21 protein-coding genes are annotated in these 20,636 nt (G+C 69.9%); 11 read left to right on the top strand and 10 right to left on the bottom strand.

Annotated elements, in window-relative coordinates:
• The first annotated feature begins 111 nt into the window (after positions 1-111).
• From KZ820_RS15075 to KZ820_RS15060, 4 genes are all read left to right on the top strand, one after another.
• Positions 112-1,575 (top strand): flavin-containing monooxygenase, encoded by a 1,464-nt coding sequence (locus tag KZ820_RS15075; protein WP_308462242.1) that lies wholly within the window; start codon positions 112-114, stop codon positions 1,573-1,575.
• Between the two features lie 191 nt (positions 1,576-1,766).
• Positions 1,767-3,374 (top strand): EAL domain-containing protein, encoded by a 1,608-nt coding sequence (locus KZ820_RS15070; protein WP_258048219.1) that lies wholly within the window; start codon positions 1,767-1,769, stop codon positions 3,372-3,374.
• Positions 3,359-5,755 (top strand): ATP-binding protein, encoded by a 2,397-nt coding sequence (locus KZ820_RS22250; protein ID WP_219749419.1) that lies wholly within the window; start codon positions 3,359-3,361, stop codon positions 5,753-5,755. Before KZ820_RS15070 ends, KZ820_RS22250 begins: the two co-directional genes overlap by 16 nt.
• A gap of 74 nt (positions 5,756-5,829) precedes the next feature.
• A complete protein-coding gene (locus tag KZ820_RS15060; protein WP_219749418.1) occupies positions 5,830-6,216 on the top strand; it encodes a response regulator in 387 nt (128 codons plus the stop codon).
• 92 nt (positions 6,217-6,308) lie between these two features.
• On the opposite strand, the gene KZ820_RS15055 is transcribed toward KZ820_RS15060, so the two are convergent.
• Complete coding sequence (locus KZ820_RS15055) at positions 6,309-7,160, bottom strand: class I SAM-dependent methyltransferase (protein WP_219749417.1); 852 nt, start codon at positions 7,158-7,160, stop codon at positions 6,309-6,311.
• Between the two features lie 17 nt (positions 7,161-7,177).
• Between KZ820_RS15055 and KZ820_RS15050 the strand changes: the two genes are divergently transcribed.
• From KZ820_RS15050 to KZ820_RS15040, 3 genes are read left to right on the top strand one after another with little or no spacing between them, the layout of a single operon-like run.
• The gene (locus KZ820_RS15050) at positions 7,178-7,921 is read left to right on the top strand and encodes a double zinc ribbon domain-containing protein (RefSeq protein WP_308462241.1); all 744 of its coding nucleotides are present in this window, start codon (positions 7,178-7,180) and stop codon (positions 7,919-7,921) included.
• Between the two features lie 31 nt (positions 7,922-7,952).
• The gene (grxC, locus tag KZ820_RS15045; RefSeq protein ID WP_219749416.1) at positions 7,953-8,210 is read left to right on the top strand and encodes a glutaredoxin 3; all 258 of its coding nucleotides are present in this window, start codon (positions 7,953-7,955) and stop codon (positions 8,208-8,210) included.
• A gap of 7 nt (positions 8,211-8,217) precedes the next feature.
• Entirely contained in the window at positions 8,218-8,649 is a 432-nt protein-coding gene (locus KZ820_RS15040; protein ID WP_219749415.1) for a DUF1178 family protein, read from the top strand.
• On the opposite strand, the gene KZ820_RS15035 is transcribed toward KZ820_RS15040, so the two are convergent.
• A complete protein-coding gene (locus KZ820_RS15035) occupies positions 8,642-9,646 on the bottom strand; it encodes a sensor histidine kinase (protein ID WP_219749414.1) in 1,005 nt (334 codons plus the stop codon). The genes KZ820_RS15040 and KZ820_RS15035 overlap by 8 nt on opposite strands.
• A gap of 218 nt (positions 9,647-9,864) precedes the next feature.
• Here KZ820_RS15035 and KZ820_RS15030 point away from each other — a divergent pair, with 218 nt between their 5' ends.
• A complete protein-coding gene (locus KZ820_RS15030; RefSeq protein ID WP_219749413.1) occupies positions 9,865-10,068 on the top strand; it encodes a hypothetical protein in 204 nt (67 codons plus the stop codon).
• Between the two features lie 233 nt (positions 10,069-10,301).
• Positions 10,302-10,550 carry a hypothetical protein gene (locus KZ820_RS15025; protein WP_373369031.1) on the top strand — a complete coding sequence of 83 codons (249 nt, stop codon included), beginning with the start codon at positions 10,302-10,304 and terminating at the stop codon, positions 10,548-10,550.
• Between the two features lie 12 nt (positions 10,551-10,562).
• On the opposite strand, the gene KZ820_RS15020 is transcribed toward KZ820_RS15025, so the two are convergent.
• Entirely contained in the window at positions 10,563-11,207 is a 645-nt protein-coding gene (locus tag KZ820_RS15020) for an HAD-IA family hydrolase (RefSeq protein WP_308462240.1), read from the bottom strand.
• Positions 11,204-12,862, bottom strand: a complete 1,659-nt coding sequence (gene leuA, locus KZ820_RS15015; RefSeq protein ID WP_219749412.1) for a 2-isopropylmalate synthase — start codon at positions 12,860-12,862, stop codon at positions 11,204-11,206. Before leuA ends, KZ820_RS15020 begins: the two co-directional genes overlap by 4 nt.
• Positions 12,863-13,113: 251 nt before the next feature.
• On the opposite strand from leuA, the gene KZ820_RS15010 reads away from it, so the two are divergent.
• Entirely contained in the window at positions 13,114-13,503 is a 390-nt protein-coding gene (locus tag KZ820_RS15010) for a BLUF domain-containing protein (RefSeq protein ID WP_219749411.1), read from the top strand.
• A gap of 146 nt (positions 13,504-13,649) precedes the next feature.
• Here the strand turns inward: KZ820_RS15010 and KZ820_RS15005 are convergent, their stop codons facing one another.
• The 6 genes from KZ820_RS15005 to miaA all read right to left on the bottom strand — a co-directional run bounded on the left by KZ820_RS15005 (position 13,650) and on the right by miaA (position 19,732).
• Complete coding sequence (locus KZ820_RS15005) at positions 13,650-14,267, bottom strand: YceI family protein (protein ID WP_219749410.1); 618 nt, start codon at positions 14,265-14,267, stop codon at positions 13,650-13,652.
• An 85-nt stretch (positions 14,268-14,352) separates the two neighbouring features.
• The gene (locus KZ820_RS15000) at positions 14,353-15,159 is read right to left on the bottom strand and encodes a hypothetical protein (RefSeq protein ID WP_219749409.1); all 807 of its coding nucleotides are present in this window, start codon (positions 15,157-15,159) and stop codon (positions 14,353-14,355) included.
• A gap of 57 nt (positions 15,160-15,216) precedes the next feature.
• On the bottom strand, positions 15,217-16,236 hold the full coding sequence (gene ilvC, locus KZ820_RS14995; protein ID WP_219749408.1) for a ketol-acid reductoisomerase: 1,020 nt from the start codon (positions 16,234-16,236) through the stop codon (positions 15,217-15,219).
• Between the two features lie 104 nt (positions 16,237-16,340).
• A complete protein-coding gene (gene ilvN / locus KZ820_RS14990) occupies positions 16,341-16,856 on the bottom strand; it encodes an acetolactate synthase small subunit (protein ID WP_132907911.1) in 516 nt (171 codons plus the stop codon).
• A gap of 147 nt (positions 16,857-17,003) precedes the next feature.
• A complete protein-coding gene (locus KZ820_RS14985; protein WP_219749407.1) occupies positions 17,004-18,752 on the bottom strand; it encodes an acetolactate synthase 3 large subunit in 1,749 nt (582 codons plus the stop codon).
• A 53-nt stretch (positions 18,753-18,805) separates the two neighbouring features.
• Positions 18,806-19,732, bottom strand: a complete 927-nt coding sequence (gene miaA, locus KZ820_RS14980) for a tRNA (adenosine(37)-N6)-dimethylallyltransferase MiaA (RefSeq protein ID WP_219749406.1) — start codon at positions 19,730-19,732, stop codon at positions 18,806-18,808.
• Here miaA and serB point away from each other — a divergent pair.
• On the top strand, positions 19,731-20,609 hold the full coding sequence (gene serB, locus KZ820_RS14975; RefSeq protein ID WP_219749405.1) for a phosphoserine phosphatase SerB: 879 nt from the start codon (positions 19,731-19,733) through the stop codon (positions 20,607-20,609). The genes miaA and serB overlap by 2 nt on opposite strands.
• Positions 20,610-20,636 lie beyond the last annotated feature (27 nt).

Here is a 20,636-nt window from a genome sequence, read left to right as displayed (position 1 = left end):
ACGGTGGATCTTGAAACGAGTTCCGGATGACGCCTAAAAGCGAAGACGTGTTCCGCTCACTGGCGTCGCCGCTCGCAGCCGCTATTTCCTCCTTGTAAAGGGAGAGGCGCGGTGGAGCGGTATGACGTCATCATCATTGGCGCCGGCCTCTCGGGGATCGGCGCGGCCTGCCAGTTACGGCGGCGGCTCCCCGACCGACGTTTCCTGATCCTCGAGGCGCGCGCCGCTATCGGCGGCACCTGGGACCTGTTCCGCTATCCCGGCATCCGCTCGGACTCGGACATGCACACGCTCGGCTATGGCTTTCGCCCCTGGCGGGCCGCCGAGGCGATCGCGGACGGCCCGGCGATCCGCACCTACATCGAGGAGACCGCGCGCGAGGAAGGGGTCGCCGATCACATCCGCTTCGGTCATCGCGTCACCGCGGCGGACTGGTCGAGTGCCGAGTCGCACTGGACGCTCACGGTCGAGCGGGAGGGCGCGCAGCCGCTGACGCTCGCGTGCGACTGGCTCCACGCCTGCACCGGTTATTACGCCTATGATCGCGCGCATCGGCCCGCTTTCGACGGGGAGGAGGAGTTCGCGGGCACGATCGTCCACCCGCAATTCTGGCCCGAGCGGCTCGACTATGCCGGCCGGCGCGTCGCGGTGATCGGCAGCGGCGCGACAGCGGTGACGCTCGTGCCCGCGCTGGCGCGGACGGCGGCGCATGTCACGATGGTGCAGCGTTCACCCAGCTACGTCGTGGCGCGGCCGGCGCGCGACCGCGTCGCCGACCGTCTGCGGAAGCTGCTCCCGGTACACGCCGCTTACGCCGTGACGCGCTGGAAGAATGTGCTGCTCGGCCAATTCTTCTACCGGTTGGCGAGGGCGCGGCCGCGTGCGATGGCGCGGCGACTGATCGCGATGGTGGGACAGGAACTCGGCGCCGACTATGACGTCGCGACCCATTTCACCCCACGTTACGATCCATGGGATCAGCGGCTCTGCCTTGTCCCGGACGGTGATCTCTTCGCCGCGCTGCGCGAGAGGCGCGCCAGCGTCGCCACCGGGACGATCGATCGTCTCACCCGCGACGGCCTGCTGCTCGTCGACGGCACCCATGTCCCGGCTGACCTCGTCGTGACCGCCACGGGCCTCGAGATTTTGCTGCTCGGCGGCCTCGTTTTGTCCCGAGACGGGACGATCATCGATCCCGCCGGGTCGCTTCAATACAAGGGGATGATGCTGTCCGACGTGCCGAACCTCAGCTTCGCCTTCGGCTACACGAACGCATCATGGACGCTGAAGGCGGACCTCGTCGCCGGCTATCTCTGCCGCCTGCTCCGCGCGATGCGACGGCGTGGGGCGGCGAGTGCGACGCCTCGGGTGCAGGTCGGCAGCGTCCACGAAGTGTCGTTCGCGAATCTGAGCTCGGGTTATATCCAGCGCGCGCTGTCGTCGCTGCCGCGGCAGGGGCATCGCCGGCCGTGGCGGCTCAACCAGAACTACGCGCTCGACGTGCTGGCGCTTCGCTTCGGCTCCGTCGCCGAGGAAATCGAGTTCGCCGCGGCCGGAGCAGGCGTCCGGGCGTAGATATCAGGTCATCCAATACTTAGGCCCGGTGGCGGCGACCAAGTCGCGGCGCACGCCGGGCCTGTGATCTGCTTACCAGGGACGGATCGTCGTGCCGACGAAGCCGACCAGGGCGAGAACGAAAGCGAGCATCGTACTTCTCCGGTTACCAGGGGCGGATGGTGGTGCCGACGAGGCCGACCAGCGCGAGAATGAAAGCGAACATCACGAGCCTCCGATTACCAGGGACGGATGGTGGTGCCGACGAAGCCGACCAGTGCGAGAACGAAAGCGAGCATCGATCTACTCCCGATTACCAGGGGCGAATGGTGGTGCCGACGAAACCAATCAGCGCGAGTACGAATGCGAACATGGGTCTTCTCCCTATTTATTGCTCAACCCCCCCGAAGGGTAACGCGCAGGTAACGCTTTTTTCACCACGTCTCAATGGCATTAACCAGCGGTTAACCCAAAGTGGGACGTACTTAAGCTATTCATTAAGCTGGCAGGCCTACGGTGGCTCCGGAATGGATATGCCTTGCCTCTCTGAGCCGTCCGGACCGGACGGCGCCGCACCCGAGGGTCAGCCCTCCGGCGTTGGTCACCGCGGCGAACTGCTGGCGCGACTGCGCGACTTCGCCGTCGTCCGGCGGTCGCTCGGGGCGGGTGCGGCGGGCGAGTTGGTGTCCGACGCGGCGGCGCGACTGGCCGGCACGCTGCCGCTGGCGCGAGTCGCCGCAGTAGGGCAAGATGTGATACGTGTTAAATGCGGTGGCGCGCTCGACGAGGTGGAGCATGTTTCAGCGGCAGTGCGGGCCTTCTTCGATCCGGCGGACGGGCGGTGCGACGATTCCGCGCGCCACGGCTGGGCGGTGGGCAGCGCGATCGCCGCGCCCGAAGTCGACGACGTGACGCTCGCCGAGACCAGCGAGGCGGCACTGGTGCAGGCGCTGGCGTCCGCCGGCGGCGAGATCGTCGGCGCCGCGCTGGTCGCCGGCCAGGATCTGGCCAGCGAGCTCGATCGCGCGCTCGCCGAGGATGAGATGGAGCTGTTCTACCAGCCCAAACTCCACGTTCGCCAGCAGGTGATCAAGAGCGCCGAGGCGCTGATCCGCTGGCGTCACCCGACGCGCGGGCTGATCCCACCGGCCGACTTCATCCCGTTGGCGGAGGAGCGCCGCCGCGTCGGACCGCTCACGTTATGGACGGTCCGCCGCGCGATCCAGGACCAGCGCCGACTGCGGCGGCTCGGTCATGACGTGCGCATCTTCATCAACATATCGGGACAAGTGCTGGCCGACGCCGCCTTCGCCGAGGCGGTGTGCCACTATCTCGCCGCGGCGCCCGACGCTCGGCTGGGCTTCGAGATCACCGAGACCGCGGTGATCCGCGATCCCGAGGGCGCGATCGCCAATCTTCAGCGCTTCGCCGCTATCGGGATCACCGTGTCGATCGATGATTACGGCGCGGGTCTGTCGAGTCTGGCCTATCTCAAGCAGCTGCCCGCGCGGGAGCTGAAGATCGATAAATTGTTCATCACCGGCATCACCAGCTCGCACCGTGATCCGCTGATCGTCCGCTCCACCATCGACCTAGCGCACGCGCTCGACATGGAAGTGGTCGCCGAAGGGGTCGAGACGCATGCCGCGCTGGCGCTGCTCTCGGTGATGGGGTGTGACATGGTGCAGGGCTATGTGCTCAGCCGTCCTGTCGAGCTGGAGACGCTCGCGGGTTTCCTCGCGGAAGAGCGTCATCACCGCGCCTCGGCCGATACGCGCGCCTCGTTCACACGACTGAGCGCGACGTGGAAGCGCGCCTGAGGCGGCTCGTCGTCGCGGCCGCGGTGGCGTTCGCCCTCGTGACGGGGGCGGGGGCGGCCTCGGCGTCCGGTCAGGATCCGCTCGTCGCCCGAGTCCAGCAGCAGATGCTGGTCGATCCGCAGGGTGCGATCGCGCTGGTGGAGCAGGCGCGGCAACCGCTCGGCGCGGCGGCGACCCGTGCCGATTACACGCGCTCGGCGACGCTCAACTGGCTGGAGGCCGAGGCGTACACGCGAATCGATCAGCCGCGCCGCGCCTTGCAACTGCTCGCGGTGGCACAGCGCCAGGTCGAGAAGGCCGATCAGCGCGCGCATCTCGCCGCGGATATCCTGCTCTCGCAGGGCGGAGCGCTGACCGATTCGGGACAGATCACCGAGGCACTCGGGGCGTTGCAACACGCGCACGATCGCTACGTCGAGCTGCACGATCAGCGAAGCCAGGCCAAAGCCTTGACCTACATCGCGCTCCTCTACCGCAGCGCGAATGACCATGCCACGGCACTGCGATACTTCTCCGAAGCGTCCGAGCGTTATTCCGACGATCCGGGACTGACCGTCGCGGTCGAGAATGGCCGGGGCCAGTCGCTCACCGCGCTCGGACGATACGCGGAGGCGGAGGCGGCGTTTCGACGGACGGTCGGGGCGGCGACGGCACTCCGCAGTCCCCTCGCGCTCGCGCAGGCGCTCAGCGGTGTCGCCGAGGCCGAGCTGCGGCAGGGGCAGATCGCGCGCGCGCGTCAGACGATCGAGCGCGGCCTCGCACTGACTCGGCAGGACGGCGCCGAGGTGCAGCGCCCGCAGTTCGTCGCGCTCGCCGCCGAAGCCGCGTTGCAGGCCCGCGACCTGCCGCGCGCGCGCGAGCTGATCATGGAGCGCTTCGCGGGGGTCGATCCCGAGAGCACCTTGATCGCCGACCGCGACGTGCACGACATCGCCTATCGCATCTACGTCGCGAGCGGTGACTCCGCCGCCGCACTGACGCAGCTGCGCGCGGTCAAGCGGCTCGACGACCAGGCGACCGAGATTGCCCGCTCGAACAGCGCCGCGCTTGCCGCCGCGCGGTTCGACTATGCCAACCAGGAGCTGCGGATCGCGCGGCTCAAGGCAGCCGATCTCGCCAGATCGGTGGCGTTCGAGCGCCAGACCGCGCACACCCAGCGGCTGCTGCTCTACGGCACCGTCGCGGGGACGCTGCTGATCATCGCGCTGCTCGCGATCGGCCTGTTCACGATCCGCCGCAGCCGCAACGAGGTGCGCGCCGCCAACGCCGACCTCGCCGCGAGCAACAGCGAGCTCGCCAAGGCGCTGCGTGCCAAGACCGAGTTTCTCGCCACCACCAGCCATGAGATCCGTACCCCGCTCAACGGCATCCTCGGCATGACCCAGGTGATGATCGCGGACGCGACGCTCGATACGGCAACGCGGGACCGGCTCGGCATCGTCCATGGCGCCGGCATGACGATGCGCGCGTTGGTCGACGACATCCTCGATGTCGCCAAGATCGAGACGGGTCGGATGACGATCGAGACCGTGCCGCTCGACCTGCGCGCGGTGCTCGCGGAATCGACTCGGCTGTGGCGCGACCCCGCGCGCGCCAAGGGGCTCGCGTTCGACGTCGACGCTGACGCCGCGCCGCACTGGATCATGGGAGATCCCGCGCGCCTGCGGCAGATCATCTTCAACCTGCTCTCCAACGCGGTGAAGTTCACGCCGGCGGGGCATGTGGCGCTGCGCCTCGCGGTCGCGGGCGACAGGCTGCGCGTGACGGTGGCGGACAGCGGCATCGGCATCGCCGCCGAGGCCCAGGAGCTGATCTTCGAGTCGTTCCGCCAGGCAGACGCGGGGACGACCCGGCAGTTCGGCGGCACCGGGCTCGGGCTGGCGATCTGCCGCAATCTGGCGCGCGCGATGGGCGGCGACGTCACCGTGACGAGCCGGTTGGGGGAAGGTGCGACCTTCGTGCTAGACCTACCCTATATCGCCGCCGCGGGGGTGGAGCAGGAGGAGTCAGCGATCGCGCTGGTGGTGATCGAGCGCAACCCTATCACCCGTGCCATGTACAAGACGCTGTTCGACGGCCAGGGCCCGATCCTCTTCGCCGACGGCGACGAGGCCGCGGCGGCAGTGGCGCGCGCCCGTCCCGATCGTGTGTTGGTCGATGCCGCGTCGCTCTCTCCCACCGGGCTGGCCGCGCAGCTGGCGGCGATCGTCGCGGCTGCCGAGGGCGCGCCAGTGGCGCTGCTCGCCACCGCCGAGATCGCGGCGCGGCGCGCCGAATGGGCCGCGTCAATCACCCATGTTATCGAGAAACCGATAGCCAAGAAAGCGTTGGTCGCGGCAGTGCTGACCATGCCTCGCGCGACCGTGCGCGACGCCGCGTGATGTGCTAGGATCATTGTGAGAGAAGAAGCCGGGTCGCGTTGCCGAAGGGGGAGGGGTTCTCGGAAGTGACGGCTTTGACGGCTCTGTTCATCGAGGACGACCGGATGAACCGGCGCGTCGTCCGCGACATGCTCGATGTCGCCGGCGTCGCCATGGTCGAGGCCGAGAGCGCGGAGCTCGGTCTCGAGCTGATCGACCGCGACGACTTCGACGTGATCCTCGTCGATCTGCGCATGCCGGGCATGGATGGCATCACCGCGATCCGCCACATCCGCGCGCGACATGACGTCAAGGCGCGGCTGCCGATCATCGTCGTCACCGCGGACACGGCGGTCGACCTGCGCCAGCGCTGCCTCGAGGCGGGCGCGGACGACGTCATCTTCAAGCCGGTGGCGATGGACGCCCTGTTCGATTCGATGGGTCGGCTGCTCGCCGAGGACGACGACGACGAGCTGATCTGAGACGGTCATCGTGACCGGTCGGCGACTGCGACGGCTTGCCTAGGGCAGGAGCTTCGCGATCGTCGTAAAACGCCTGAGAGCAGTGGAACGGCTCATGCCCCTGGCGCGCGTTCGCCACCGCCGCGCAGCGCCGCCGCCAGCGACGCGCTCGCGCTGCCGCGCCGCGCCGGCTTGGGCTGGTCGGGTGATGGCGCCCAGCCGGTAAGGAAGACCAGGTCGAAACGCTCGCGCACGCGGCCGTCCGCGTCGGCGCGCGCGGCGAAGGCGCCGGCGGCGCGCGCCAGCGTGTCGCGGCGCAGCGGGTGGCGATCGACCAGCGCATTGTTCGACGCCATGCCGCGCAGATCGTCGAGCAGTCGCCCGAGCCCGCCATAGCCGACGCTCAGCGTCTCGACGTCGGCGACCGGCAGCGCGAACCCCGCCCGCATCAGCAGGTCGCCCGCCGAACGCACGTCGACCAGCGGGTGAAGCCGCGCCACCGCGCGCTCCTCGGCGCCGCGGAAGGCGGCGCGGAGCTGCGGCAGGCTGCTCCCGCCGACGAAGGCGCCGAGGAAAAGCCCGTCGGGGCGGAGCGAGCGACGCGCCAGCGCGAGCGCGCCGGGCAGGTCGCTGACGCCGTCGAGCGTGCCGGCGGCGACGATCAGGTCGAACGACTCGTCGGCGAAGGGTAGCCGGTCCTCGTCGCCCTGCACGCCCCCCGCGGCGCGCGCGAAAGCGAAGCCGGGATCGACCCGTGCCACGCGGGCGCCGGGTCGCGGCGTATATTCGCCGCGGAAGCAGCCGAGATCGAGCACGTCGGCGAAGTCGCGCTTCACCGCGTCGAGCCGATCGGCGATGCCGTCGAGCATCGCGGCACGGAGGAAATCGTGCGCGCCGAAGTCGGCGGCGGCACGGTCGCGATGCCGGCGGCGCGCGGCACGGTCGAAGATCTCGGGAGGCTGCATGGGTCGCCCGACGGCTTGTGCCCGCTCGCGGCGCCGCCCACAAGCGCGACGTGCTCACGCGGCTGATCGATCAGGTGCTGCCGCCGCGCTGCCCCGGCTGCGGCGCGATCGTCTCGGCGCAGGGACGCTTCTGCGCGGACTGCTGGGCGACGCTCCACTTCCTCGGCCCGCCCTGGTGCGAGACGTGTCACCTGCCGCTCGGTTCGACGGTCGGCGCTCGCGCGCGGTGCGATGACTGCCGCGCCGCACCGCCGCGCCATGCCGGGGTCCACGCCGCCGTCGCTTACGGTGAGGTGGCGCGCACACTCGCGCTGCGGCTCAAGCACGGCGGTCGCGCGGCCTACGCCGTCACGGCGGCGCGGCTGATGGCGCGCTGGGTGCCCGCCGAGGCGACGCTGCTGGTGCCGGTGCCGCTGCATCGCTGGCGGATGTGGTCACGTGGCTACAACCAGGCCGCCTTGATCGCCGCCGCCGTCTCACGGGTAAGCGGCGTGGCGTGGCACCCGCGATTGCTCGAGCGCCACCGCGCCACGCCGATGCTGCGCGAGCGAGGCGCGGGCGAGCGACACCGCGCCGTGGCGGGTGCCTTCCGCGTGCCCGAGCGTCGCCGCGCGCGGCTCGCTGGCGCGGATGTCGTGCTGGTCGACGACGTCTACACCAGCGGAGCCACCGCCGACGAGTGTACAGCGACGCTGCTCGCGGCCGGCGCGGCGCGGGTGACGGTGCTGGTGTGGGCGCGCGTGCTGCCGCGAACCGATTGACAGCGCGGGGGGGCGACCACAATTAGGTAGCATGGCACGGGTCGAGATCTACACCAAGGCGTTCTGCCCTTACTGCTCGCGCGCGATGAACCTGCTCGCGAGCAAGGGCGTGTCGGTCGAGGAGACCGACATCGGGGTACAGCGCGACAAGCGCGCCGAGATGATCGGGCGCGCGTCCGGTCGCTCGACGGTGCCGCAGATCTTCATCGACGGCGTCCATGTCGGCGGCTCGGACGATCTCGCCGCGCTGGAGCGCGCGGGCAAGCTCGACGCGATGCTCGCCGCCTGAGCGGGGAGTGATCGTCTTCGATCTCCGCTGCGCGAGGGCGCACGTGTTCGAGGCGTGGTTCGCCTCGACCCCGGCATATGAGGAGCAGCGCGAGCGTCGCCTCGTCGCCTGTCCGACCTGCGGTGAGACCAGCGTGGAGAAGGCCGTGATGGCGCCCAACGTCGGCGCCAAGGGCAATCGCGGTTCCGTTGAGGCGCGATCGGCGGCGCCGGCCGACGCGCTCCGCAAGCTGGCGGCACTCCAGGCCGAGCTGCTGCGCCGGTCGCGCTGGGTCGGCAGCGACTTCGCCGCCGAGGCGCGCGCCATGCACGAGGGCGAGCGGCCCGAAGGCGCGATCCACGGTCAGGCGAGTGCGGCTGAGGTCAGCGAGCTGGTCGAGGAGGGGGTTCCGATCGCACCGCTGCTCTTCCCCGTGGCGCCGCCCGATCAGGTCAACTGAGCCCCTGTGCCGCGCGATCGGGGATCACCAATCGCAACGCGGTGCCGCCCGGCCGGTCACAGAGGCTGAGCGTACCACCGATCTGCCGCGCCAAGGTTCGCGATACGCGCAGTCCCAGGCTCGAGGCGGCGTCGAGCGCGAAATCGGGCGGTAGGCCCTCGCCGTCGTCCGCGATGACGAGCGCGATCGCACCCGCCTCGCGGGTCACCGTCACCGCGATGCAGCCGCTCGTCCGACCAGTGAAGCCGTGCTCGACCGCATTGGCGATCCCCTCGGCGAGGATCAGCGCGAGCGGTATCGCCACATCGGGCGCGAGGACGATCCCGGGCGCGACGCGCAACATGTGGCGAAGTCCCGGTTTGCCCCCCGCTGCCATGACGTCGTCCACCAGCTGCGCGAGGAAACTATCGAGCGCGACCGGGCTGCCGTCGCTGCCATAGAGCTGGCGCTGGATTCGCCCGATCAGCTCGAGCTTGAGGGCGGCCTCGCTCAGGGCGGCGCGAGCGAGCGGATCGCCCACGTCCCGCTCGTGATGGTGGAGCACGGCGCCGACCATCTGCAGGTTGTTGGCGACGCGATGCTGCAGCTCGCGGAAGAGAAGCTCGCTGCGGGCCGCCAGCGCCTCGTTGCGCTCGCGCTCGTCGCGCAGGCGACGGTTGGCACGCTGAAGCCACAGGATCAGCAGCACATCCAACGCAACCACGGCGAAATAGAAGAACAGCGCGATCCACGTTCCGCCCTGCACGACGAAGCTGCGATACGGGGGGATGAAGTAATACCAGGCCAGCAGCCCGCACAGCAGCCCGGCGATCGCCCCCGCACGCGCGCCGAAGAGGAAGGACGAGAGGATCACCGCCGGGAAGAAGGTGAGATAAGGAAAGCCGGGAGGGAAAAGATCGTCGAGCGCGAGGCGCAGTCCTGCTGCGGCCAGCGAGAGCGTCACCGCGCCGAGCAAGCCGACGAGCCCTCTCCCGCTGCCATACGGCAGGCGGTCCATTATGCGAGGGCTCGCCCCCATCTGTCGCTTGCCCCCAAGCCCGGTTGATACCGTCGTGGCCCTGTCTACCAGCGCGGCGAGAACCTGTCATTGCTCGGTCACATGAGCCAGATCAGTCATCGGGTGATCCAAGTCAGTCGCTTGTTTTTGAACGCTTATCGAGCCGCGACGTTGACCCGCTCACGTGCTCCACGGTGCGTGTCGAAGGAGGTCAGGTCATGCCGCTCGAGACGATCAAAGGTGAGCCGCGCGGCGCCGTTATGCTCTTCGTCGTCGGCGTGCTGGTCGCGCTCCTCGTCTATGCGGTCAAATGGCGCCTTGCGCCGGCGAGCGGACCGGACAACGTGCTGGTGTTCGCGCTGGTCGGCGGTGCGATCGGCTGCGCCGTGGCGGTGGTGCGCGACTGTCGGGAGCGTGGGTGATGGGTGGCGACGGCTTCCGGTTCTACGGCACCGCCGATCGCCAGAACAACCAGACGCCGCCTGCTGGCGGCATGCGCGGCGAGGGGAATGCGATTGCCGAGGGCACCGACGAGTCGCTCACCCATGAGATGAGGTCGAGCGACGGCCGCGTGCTCACGCTCGAAGAGCAGTCGGGCGTCAGCTTCGTCGAGGCGAGCGGTCGCGCCGGCGAGCGCGCGAGCGCGGTGGAGCCGGTGCGGAGATCGAAGCCGGGTTGGGGCACGCTCCTGCTCGCTGGCGCGCTCGGATTTTTGTTGGGCCGCCGCGCGGCGCGACAACCGGGCGTCGCATCGCCTCCGCGACCCGCGCCGCCGCCGGTGCGCGACGCGGGGCCGGAGAGCATGGCCGATGCCCAGCCGCGCGGCTGGGACAGGGTCGACGAGGGATCGGACGAGTCCTTCCCCGCGAGCGATCCGCCGTCCTATCCCACGCCCGGGCGCTGAGCATGACCGGCCTCAGCGATCCCCGAGCACCAGCCGATCCTGTTCCAGCGCGGCGATGAGCGCGTCATAGCCGTCGACCTGACGCCAGCGCGTGTCGAGCGGTTCGTGGTGGGTCGCCGAGATCACCATCACGTCGGCACCCGCGGCCTCGGCCGCGGCGATGCCAGCGGGCGCGTCCTCCCAGACGAGACAGTCGCGCGCCTCGACTCGGAGCCGCTCGGCGGCGAGCAGGAAACAGTCGGGCGCCGGCTTGCCGCGCTCGACGTCATCCGCCGTGACCATCACCGCGGGCGGGATGACGCCCGCCGCCTTGAGGCGGACCTCGGCGAGCGAGCGCGGCGCCGAGGTGACGATCGCCCAGCGCTCGGGCGGCAGTGCCGCGGTGAAAGCCGCAGCGCCGGCGATCTCGACCACGTCGGCGACATCGTCGATCTCGGCCTGGAGCAGCAGCTCGAACTCGCGCTGCGGGTCGACCCCGGGCGGGGCGAAGCGACGGATCGTCTCGATCGCCTTCACGCCGTGCATGACGCGCATCAGCTCGTCGACGTCGACGCGGTGGCGCTCGGCCCAGGCGGTCCAGGCGCGGATCGCGGACGGGATCGAGTTGATCAGCGTCCCGTCCATGTCGAACAGGAAGGCGGCGTAGCGGCGCGTCACGCGCGGTTCGCCGCGGAGAGGACGGCGCGGACGCTCGCGGTGGCGATGTCGCTGTCGATGCCAACGCCCCAGACCGTGCGGCCATCGGGCGTGCGGCACTCGAGATACGCCGCCGCCTGCGCGCCGGCGCCGTGGCCGATCGCGTGCTCGGCATAATCGATCACGTCGAGCGTCGGCCCGGTGCTCTCGTGCAGCGCGGCGATCACGCCCGAGATCAGGCCGTTGCCCCGACCCGACAGTGAGCGCTCCTCGCCGTCGATGGCGATGCGGCCGACGAAGACGCGCTCGCCCGCGGCGCCGCTCTCGTCATAGTCGCGCAGCACGAAGCGGTCGCTTGCTCCCGGCAGATAGGCCCGCTCGAATGCGCCCCAGATGTCGGCGGCGTTGAGCTCGCGGCTGGTCTCGTCCGCCAGCGCCTGGACGTGACGGCTGAAGTCGGCCTGGAGTCGCTTGGGCAGCCGCAGCCCCTTGTCCTGCTCGATCACCCAGGCGACGCCGCCCTTGCCCGACTGCGAGTTGACGCGGATCACCGCCTCGTAGCTGCGCCCCAGATCGGCCGGGTCGATCGGCAGATAGGGGACTTCCCACAGCCCGTCGTTGCGCGCCGCCTGCGCGGCGAAGCCCTTCTTGATCGCGTCCTGGTGCGAGCCCGAGAAAGCGGTGAAGACGAGGTCGCCGGCATAGGGCGTGCGCGGGTGGACCGGGATGTTGGTGGCATATTCCACCGTCTTCACGATCGCGTCGATGTCGGAGAGGTCGAGCCGCGGGTCGACGCCCTGCGTGTACATGTTGAGCGCGACCGTCACGAGGTCGCAATTGCCGGTGCGCTCGCCGTTGCCGAGCAGGCAGCCCTCGACCCGGTCGGCGCCGGCCATGATGCCGAGCTCCGCCGCGGCGACGCCGGTGCCGCGGTCATTGTGCGTGTGGAGCGAGATCACCGCGGCGTCGCGCTGGCGCAGGTGGCGCGCGAACCACTCGATCTGGTCGGCGTAGACGTTGGGGGTCGCGCACTCGACCGTGGCGGGCAGGTTGAAGATGATCGGCGCCTCGGGTGTCGGCGCCAGCACCTCGGCGACCGCCTCGCAGACCTCGAGCGAGAAATCGAGCTCGGCGGTGGAGAAGGTCTCGGGGGAATATTCGAACTGCCAACGCGTGTTGGGGCGCTTGGCGGCCTCGTCGCGGAGCACCTTGGCGCCCTCGACCGCGATCCTTTTCACCTCGTCGCGCGACATGCCGAAGACGATCTTGCGCCACGCCGGGCTGACCGCATTGTAGAGGTGGACGATCGCGCTGTGCGCGCCCTCCAGGCTCGCGAAGCTGCGCTCGATCAGGTCGCGGCGCGATTGGGTCAGCACCTGGATCTGGACGTCCTCGGGCACGCAATCGTCGCGGATCAGGCCCGAGATGAAGTCGAACTCGGTCGCGCCCGCCGAGGGGAAGCCGACCTCGATCTCCTTGAGCCCGACTTTCACCAGCAGGTCGAAGAAGCGCGTCTTCTTCTCGGCGTCCATCGGATCGATCAGCGCCTGGTTGCCGTCGCGCAGGTCGGTGGAGAGCCAGCGCGGCGCGCGCGTGATCGTCGCGGAGGGCCAGCGCCGGTCGGGCAGGTCGACAGGAGGGAAGGGTCGGTATTTGGTCGCGGGGTCGCGCAGCATGGCGGTGGCTCTCTCGACAGGAGCGGAAGGGATATGGTCCAGCCCTTAGGCGCAGCGCGGCGGGCGCGCGAGCGGTGACGCGCCTAAGGGCGCGTAAGTCGAAGCAGGAGGGCGAGGCCGCGGACCTTGGTCATCGCGGGCCGGAGTAGCGCGCGTCGGCACGGCTTGTCCAGCGCATCGGTGCGCGCAGGAAATTTTGAGTGAAAAGAAACCTTTGTGGGCGAGAGAGGCGTCGTACGAGGGAGTTCATCATGTTGCAGCTGGTCTACATCAGCACCGCCGTCGGGCAGATCGCCACCGCCTCGATCCTGGCGGAGTCGCGCGCCAACAACACGCGCGACAGGATCACCGGTCTTCTCTTCAGCGACGGCCGGCGCTTCCTCCAGGCGCTGGAGGGGGAGCCGGCCATGGTGGAGCGCGCCTTCGCGCGCATCAGCGCCGACCCGCGCCACCGCGCGCTGGTCGTTCTGTCGCGGCGCGAGGTGGCGCAACGCGAGTTCGGCGACTGGGCGATGGCGGAGCGCGTTCCCGGCTCGGACGGCGAGGCCTTCACGCGCCGGGTGGCCGCGCTGGTGGCGAACGCGTCGCCGGCGGTGCGTGCGACCTTCGACAGTTTCGCGCGCCTCCAGCGCGCGGCGTGAGTTCATCCTCGACAATGATGGCGTGATCCTGAGCTCGTCTCAGGATCCACCGAGCCGCGTACCCGGGCGCCGGAGCGCCCGCGGGTCGGTGGATCCTGAAACAAGTTCAGGATGACGCTCGGAAGGCGAGAGGAACTCGCCCCCGTTTACGCCGTGAAGGCAGCGTTGACGTTGAGCTTCACCGTGTCCGACACGGCCGGCGCGGCGTAGCCCAGGCCAAAGTCGCTGCGCTTGATCGTGCCGGTGCCGACGAAGCCGAAGTTGGCTTTCTTGCTCATCGGATTGTCGCCAGCGCCGACGAAGGTGACGTCCAGCGTGACCGACTTGGTGATGCCCTTGATCGTCAGCTCGCCGCCCAGCACCGCCTTGTTCGGCCCGCGCGGCGTCACCGTGGTCGACACGAAGCGGGCGGTGGGGTTGGTGGCCGCATCGAAGAAATCCTTCGACTTGAGGTGATTGGCGAACTGCGGCGAGGTCACCGAAAGCTGGTCGACCGCGAAGGTGACCTCCACCTTGGTGGCGGCGGGCTTCTTCGGATCGATCGTGATCGAGCCGCCCGAGGCGCCGAACTGGCCCTGCAGCATCGAGAAGCCGAGATGGTTCACCTCCCAGGTCACCTGCGTGTGCGCGGGATCGACCTGATAGGTGCCCGCGGCGACGCGTGCGGCGCTCGGCTGGCCGGGCTGGCCCGGCGCGGTGGCGAGCTGCGCGGCGACAGGAACGGCGAGCGCGGCGACCAGGCCGGCGGCGAGAAGATGACGCATGGTGGTTCCTCCTGTGGTGCGCCTCTTGCACCACACTATCGCGCGGCCGGATAGAGCATGCGGCGAAACGGAGGTTTTCGGCCGCCTACTCGCCCGGGCCGGACTGCTCCGGGGCCGGCTCGATCGTGATGTCGAATCGGATCCGCACCCAAACGCCGATCAGCGGCTGCCCACCGCGACGCGGTGGCCGCACGAGGAACTGCCATCCCGCCTGGCGTAGCCCACGCGCGATCCCCGAGCCGGGCGACTCGCCGAGCTCGCGGCAATCCTCGACGTGGAAGCGCGGCGCAGTGCGGCAGGCGATCATGCCCCAGCCGGCGCGGCCGCGCGGCATGTAGGGGCTCGTCTCGGCGCGGGTCGGCCTGCGGTACCATTCCGCGGCATACAGCGGCTCGCCGCCCGGCCCCTTGCCGACGGTGGGCGTGTCGTCACCCGCCCCCGCGCTGGCGCTCTGCTGCCCCTCCGCGCCCGAGCCGGGGGCGGGCGCGGTGCCCTTGATCTTGCCGATGTCGGAAGCGGCATAGTCGCTGCGGCTGAGGATCATCACGCCGGGCAGCTTCAGCTCGGCCAGCGGCGGAAGCGGGGGCGGGGTCTCGGCCGGCCGCTCGACCGGGCGCTCGCGCTTGGCCGGGGCGGTGCGCTGGCGGCCCGACTGGCGCGCGCGCTCGGTCCGCTTGGTCGCGGCGGTCTCGGCGCGCTGGCCCTGCGCGCTCACGTCGAAGGTGCTGAGGGGGCGCCGATCGCCGAAGTCGCCGCGCACCACGCCGCCCATGCGCAGCAGCGCGTAGAGCAGCAGCGCGGCGATGCCGAGCGCGAGCGCCCAGGAGACGGCGCGGCTGCCGGTGTCGGCGCGCGTGCGATACGACGAGTCTCGGTACGTCGCCGTCCGCATCGCGCGCGCCTAAAGGAGCGCGCGCGCGGCTTCAATCCGCCGCGCGCGCGCCGCGCGTCAGTTGCGCTCCTTGTCGACCAGCTTGTTGGCTCCGATCCACGGCATCATCGCGCGCAACTCGCTGCCGACCTGCTCGATCTGATGGCGCTTGGCGGCGCTGCGGCTGGCCTTCAACTCGGGCTGGCCGGCGCGGTTGTCGAGCACGAAGTCGCGCACGAAGCGGCCCGACTGGATGTCGGCCAGAACGCGCTTCATCTCCTTCTTCGTCTCGTCGGTGATGATCCGCGGGCCGGTCTTGATGTCGCCGTACTCGGCGGTGTTCGAGATCGAGTAGCGCATGTTGGCGATGCCGCCCTCGTACATCAGGTCGACGATCAGCTTGAGCTCGTGCAGACATTCGAAATAGGCCATCTCGGGGGCGTAGCCGGCCTCGACCAGAGTCTCGAAGCCGGCCTGGACCAGCGCGGTGGCGCCGCCGCACAGCACCGCCTGCTCGCCGAACAGATCGGTCTCGCATTCCTCGCGGAAGTTGGTCTCGATGATGCCCGAGCGGCCGCCGCCCACGCCCGAGGCATAGGCCAGCGCCACGTCATGCGCGTTGCCGCTGGCATCCTGGTGGATCGCGATGAGGCAGGGGACGCCGCCGCCGCGGACATATTCGGAGCGGACGGTGTGGCCCGGCCCCTTGGGCGCGATCATGATCACGTCGATGTCGGCGGGCGGCTCGATCAGGCCGAAATGCACGTTGAGCCCGTGCGCGAAGGCGAGCGCGCTGCCGGGCTTCATGTTGCCCTTCAGGTCGCTCTCCCAGATCGCGGCCTGATGCTCGTCGGGGGCGAGGATCATCAGCACGTCGGCCCAGGCGGCGGCGTCCTTGTTGGCGAGCACCTTGAAGCCGGCGTCCTCGGCCTTCTTCGCCGAGGCGCTGCCGGGGCGGAGCGCGATCGCGATCTCCTTCACGCCCGAGTCGCGCAGGTTCTGCGCGTGCGCGTGGCCCTGCGAGCCATAGCCGAGGATCGCGATCTTCTTGCCCGTGATCAGGTTCAGATCGGCGTCGCGATCGTAGTAGACCTTCATGTTCAAACCCCTTGTCATTCCCGCGTAGGCGGGACTCCAGACCCGCGGACGCCAGTGGTGATGGATCCCCGCCCGCGCGGGGATGACGGAAGATGTGGCGGTCGTTACCCCGCCTCGGCGCCCCGCGCGATCGCGACGATGCCGGTACGCGCGACCTCGACCAAGCCAACCTCGCCCATCAGTTCGACGAACTTGTCGATCTTCTCGATCGTGCCGGTCACCTCGAAGACGAACGAGGCGATGGTCGCGTCGACGACGCGCGCGCGATAGACCTCGGCGAGGCGCAGCGCCTCGATCCGGTGGTCGCCGCTGCCGGCCACCTTCACCAGCGCCAACTCGCGCTCCACGTGCGCGCCGCGGGCGGTGAGGTCGGTCACCTGGTGGACGGGTACCAGCCGCTCGAGCTGCGCGACGATCTGCTCGAGCGTCGCCGGGCTGGCGGAGGTGACGATGGTGATCCGGCTCACCGCCTTGTCGAGCGTGATCTCGCTGACGGTGAGGCTCTCGATATTGTAGCCGCGCGCGGTGAACAGGCCGGCGATCCGCGCGAGGATGCCGGGTTCGTTGTCGACGATCACCGCCAGCGTGTGCCGCTCGGCCTTCTCTTCTCGTATCTGCATGTCGTCAATCTCACTCCCCTCCCAGAGTGGGAGAGGTCGGGAAGGGTTAAGGCGGAAGGATGGGGCGGAGGCAAGCGCGCGGGGCGACATCACGCGCCTCAACTGCCCGCCGCCCGCGCCTCCCCGCGGCGGGGAGGCGCCGATGGCTTACACCAGCGCCTTGGCCTCGTCGTCCATCGTCCCCGAGACCTCGTTGGCCTGGAGGATCATGTCGGTGTGCGCCGCGCCCGACGGGATCATCGGGAAGCAGTTGGCCAGCTTGGCGACCATGCAGTCGACCATCACCGGCCCGTCGTGCGCGAGCATGTCGGCGATGCCCTGCTCGAGCTGGTCGGGATGCTCGATGCGGATGCCCTTCCAGCCATAAGCCTCGGCCAGCTTGACGAAATCGGGCAGCGAGTCGGAATAGCTCTCCGAGTAGCGGCTCTCATAGGTCAGCTCCTGCCACTGCCGCACCATCCCCATATACTCGTTGTTGAGGATGAAGACCTTCACCGGCAGCCGGTATTGCGTCGCGGTGGCGAGCTCCTGGATGTTCATCTGGATCGACGCCTCGCCGGCGATGTCGATCACCAGAGCGTCGGGGTTGCCGAGCTGCGCGCCGATCGCCGCTGGCAGGCCGTAGCCCATCGTGCCGAGCCCGCCCGAGGTCAGCCACTTGTTGGGCGCCTCGAAGCCGAAATGCTGCGCCGCCCACATCTGGTGCTGGCCGACCTCGGTGGTGATGATCGGGTCGCGGTCGTGCGTCGCCTCCCACAAAGCGCGAACCGCACGCTGCGGCATGATCTCGGTGCGGCTCTCGGGGAAGCTGAGCGACTTCTTGGCGCGCCACGCCTCGACCCGCTGCCACCAGTCGGTGAGATCTGGACGCGGGTGCTGCCGCTCGCGCCACACGCGCACCATGTCGGCGAGCGCGTGGCCGGCGTCGGCGACGATCGCGAGATCGATCCGCACCGTCTTGTTGATGCTCGACCGGTCGATGTCGATGTGGACCTTGCGGCTGTTGGGCGAGAAGGCGTCGAGCCGCCCGGTGACGCGGTCGTCGAAGCGCGCGCCGACGTTCACCACCAGGTCGGCCTGGTTCATCGCCATATTGGCCTCGTAGGTGCCGTGCATGCCGAGCATGCCGAGCCACTGCGGACCGGTGGCGGGATAGGCGCCGAGCCCCATCAGCGTCGAGGTCACCGGCGCGCCGGTGAGATGCGCCAGCTCGACCAGCAGCTCGGACGCGCGCGGGCCGGCGTTGATGACGCCCCCGCCGGTGTAGAACACCGGGCGCTCGGCGGCGGCGAGCATGTCGACCACCTGCTCGATCAGCGCCGGGTCGGCGGCGAGCGCGGGGCGGTAGGTCTTGTGCTGGATCGGGCCGGGCGCGCCATAAGCGGCGGTGGCGACCTGCACGTTCTTGGGAATGTCGACCACGACGGGGCCGGGGCGGCCCGAGGTGGCGATGTGGAACGCCTCGTGGATCACCGGGCCGAGCCGCGCCGGATCCTTCACCAGGTAATTGTGCTTGGTGCAGTGGCGCGTGATGCCGACCGTGTCGGCCTCCTGGAAGGCGTCGCTGCCGATCAGGTTGGTCGGGACCTGGCCGGTGATCACCACCATCGGGATCGAGTCGAGCAGCGCGTCGGTGATGCCGGTCACCGCGTTGGTCGCGCCCGGGCCGGAAGTGACGAGCACGACGCCGGGCTTGCCGGTGGAGCGCGCATAGCCCTCGGCGGCATGCGTCGCGGCCTGCTCATGGCGCACGAGGATGTGCTTGATCCGCTGCGAGCGGAACAGCGCGTCGTAGATCGGCAGGACGGCGCCGCCCGGATAGCCGAACACGACCTCCACGCCGAGATCGCACAGCGCCTCGACCAGGATATCGGCTCCGCTCTTCTCGGTGGTCACGTCTCGTCTCCTCGCTTGAAGTCGGGGCGCGCTACGGCATCGAAAGTTGCCCGTCAACACGCTTTCGAGAAATAAAATTCCAAAGTGGCGCTTCCGCTGCGGTGCCAGCAGGCGGGTGGCTGATGCCGGAACCACGTGTACTGACGCTTGGCGTAGCGCCTGGTTGCGAGCTGCGCGCGGGTGAGCGCCTCGTCGCGGGTGATCGTCCCGCCGAGGTGCGCCGCAATCTCGGGTACGCCGATCGCGCGCCGCACCGGCGCGTCGTCGGGCACATCGGCGCGCGCGAGCAGCGCGCTCACCTCGTCGATCGCGCCCGCGGCGAACATCGATTCCAGACGGGCGTCGCAGCGCGCGACCAACCGCTCGCGCTCGGGCAGCAGCACCAGCGCGCTGAGATCGATCGCCGCGCCGATCCCGCCGGTCCGCTCGCGCTGCCAGTCGACGAGCGGGCGGCCGGTCGACCGCACCACCTCGAGCGCGCGCGCCACCCGCGCCGAATCGCCCGGTGCGAGCCGAGCGGCGGCGGGCGCGTCCTCTCGTTCGAGCGCGGCGTGGGCCTCGGTTACTGGCAGCGAGCGAACCGCGGCGCGCACCCCCGGGTCGATCTCGGGCACCGGCGCGATGCCGTCGAGCAGGGTGCGCAGGTAGAGGCCCGTACCACCGACCAGCACCGGCAGCCGGCCGCCCTCGTGCGCCGCCGCGATCGCGGCGCGCGCGTCGGCGGCCCAGCGCGCGGCCGAGCAGGCCTCCGCGCCGTCGACATAGCCGAACAGCCGATGCGGCACGCGCGCCTCGTCCGCCTCGGACGGCCGGGCGGAAAGCAGCCGCAGGTCGCGATAGACCTGGCTGGCATCGGCGTTGATCACCACGCCGCCGGCGCGCTCGGCGAGGTCGATCGCGAGCGCGCTCTTGCCGCTCGCGGTCGGCCCTGCGATGAGCGCCACCCGCGGTTTCCGATAGCTCTCAGGGAAAGAACCCATGTTCACGGCGACGCTGATAGCAGCCGGGCGGCTGACGCCCAATATCGTCGCCGCCGCGCAGGAGCGGCTCGCCGCGGCGGACTGCGCGCCGACGACGCTCGGCTGGATCGACGAGGGCGACGCCGCCGACCTCCACTTCGAGCTCGCGCCCGCCGATGCACGCGCGGCATTGGAAGGCATGTTCGAGGCGGTCGACGTGGTGGTCCAGCCGCGCGAGACCAGGCGCAAGATGCTGCTCGTGGCGGACATGGACTCGACCATGATCACGGTCGAGTGCATCGACGAACTGGCCGATTACGCCGGGCTCAAGCCACAGATCGCCGCCATCACCGAGCGCGCGATGCGCGGCGAGCTCGACTTCGAGGCGGCGTTGGATGCGAGGGTCGGGCTGCTCAAGGGCCTGCGCGGCAGCGTCATTCAGGAGTGCTTCGACGAGCGCGTGCGGCTGATGCCCGGCGCGACCGCGCTGGTGCGGACGATGCGTGGTTGGGGCGCGACGGCGGTCCTGGTGTCGGGCGGGTTCACCCGCTTCGCCGAGCCGGTGGCGAACGCGATCGGCTTCGACCGCGCGATCGCCAACGTGCTCGAGCTGGAGGATGGCGTGCTGACCGGGGCCGTGGCACGACCGATCGTGGGTGCGGCGACCAAGCGGACGACGCTGCTGCAGACTCGCGCCGCGCTCGGGCTGGCGGACAGCGCGACGCTGGCGGTGGGCGACGGCGCCAACGATCTCGCGATGATCGAGGTGGCGGGGCTGGGCGTCGCCTATCGCGCTAAGCCGATCGTGGCCGCCGCCGCGGCGGCGCGGGTGGAGCACGGCGACCTGACGGCGCTGCTCTGGGCGCAGGGCGTGCCGAAGGCGGAGTGGGCGGCGTAGAGCGCTGTCATCCCGGCTCAAAGCCGG

This window comes from Sphingomonas citri (genome assembly GCF_019429485.1).
Taxonomy (GTDB): Bacteria; Pseudomonadota; Alphaproteobacteria; order Sphingomonadales; family Sphingomonadaceae; genus Sphingomonas; species Sphingomonas citri.
Note: the sequence above shows the minus strand (reverse complement) of the source record. Positions and strands in the feature narration are given on the sequence as shown.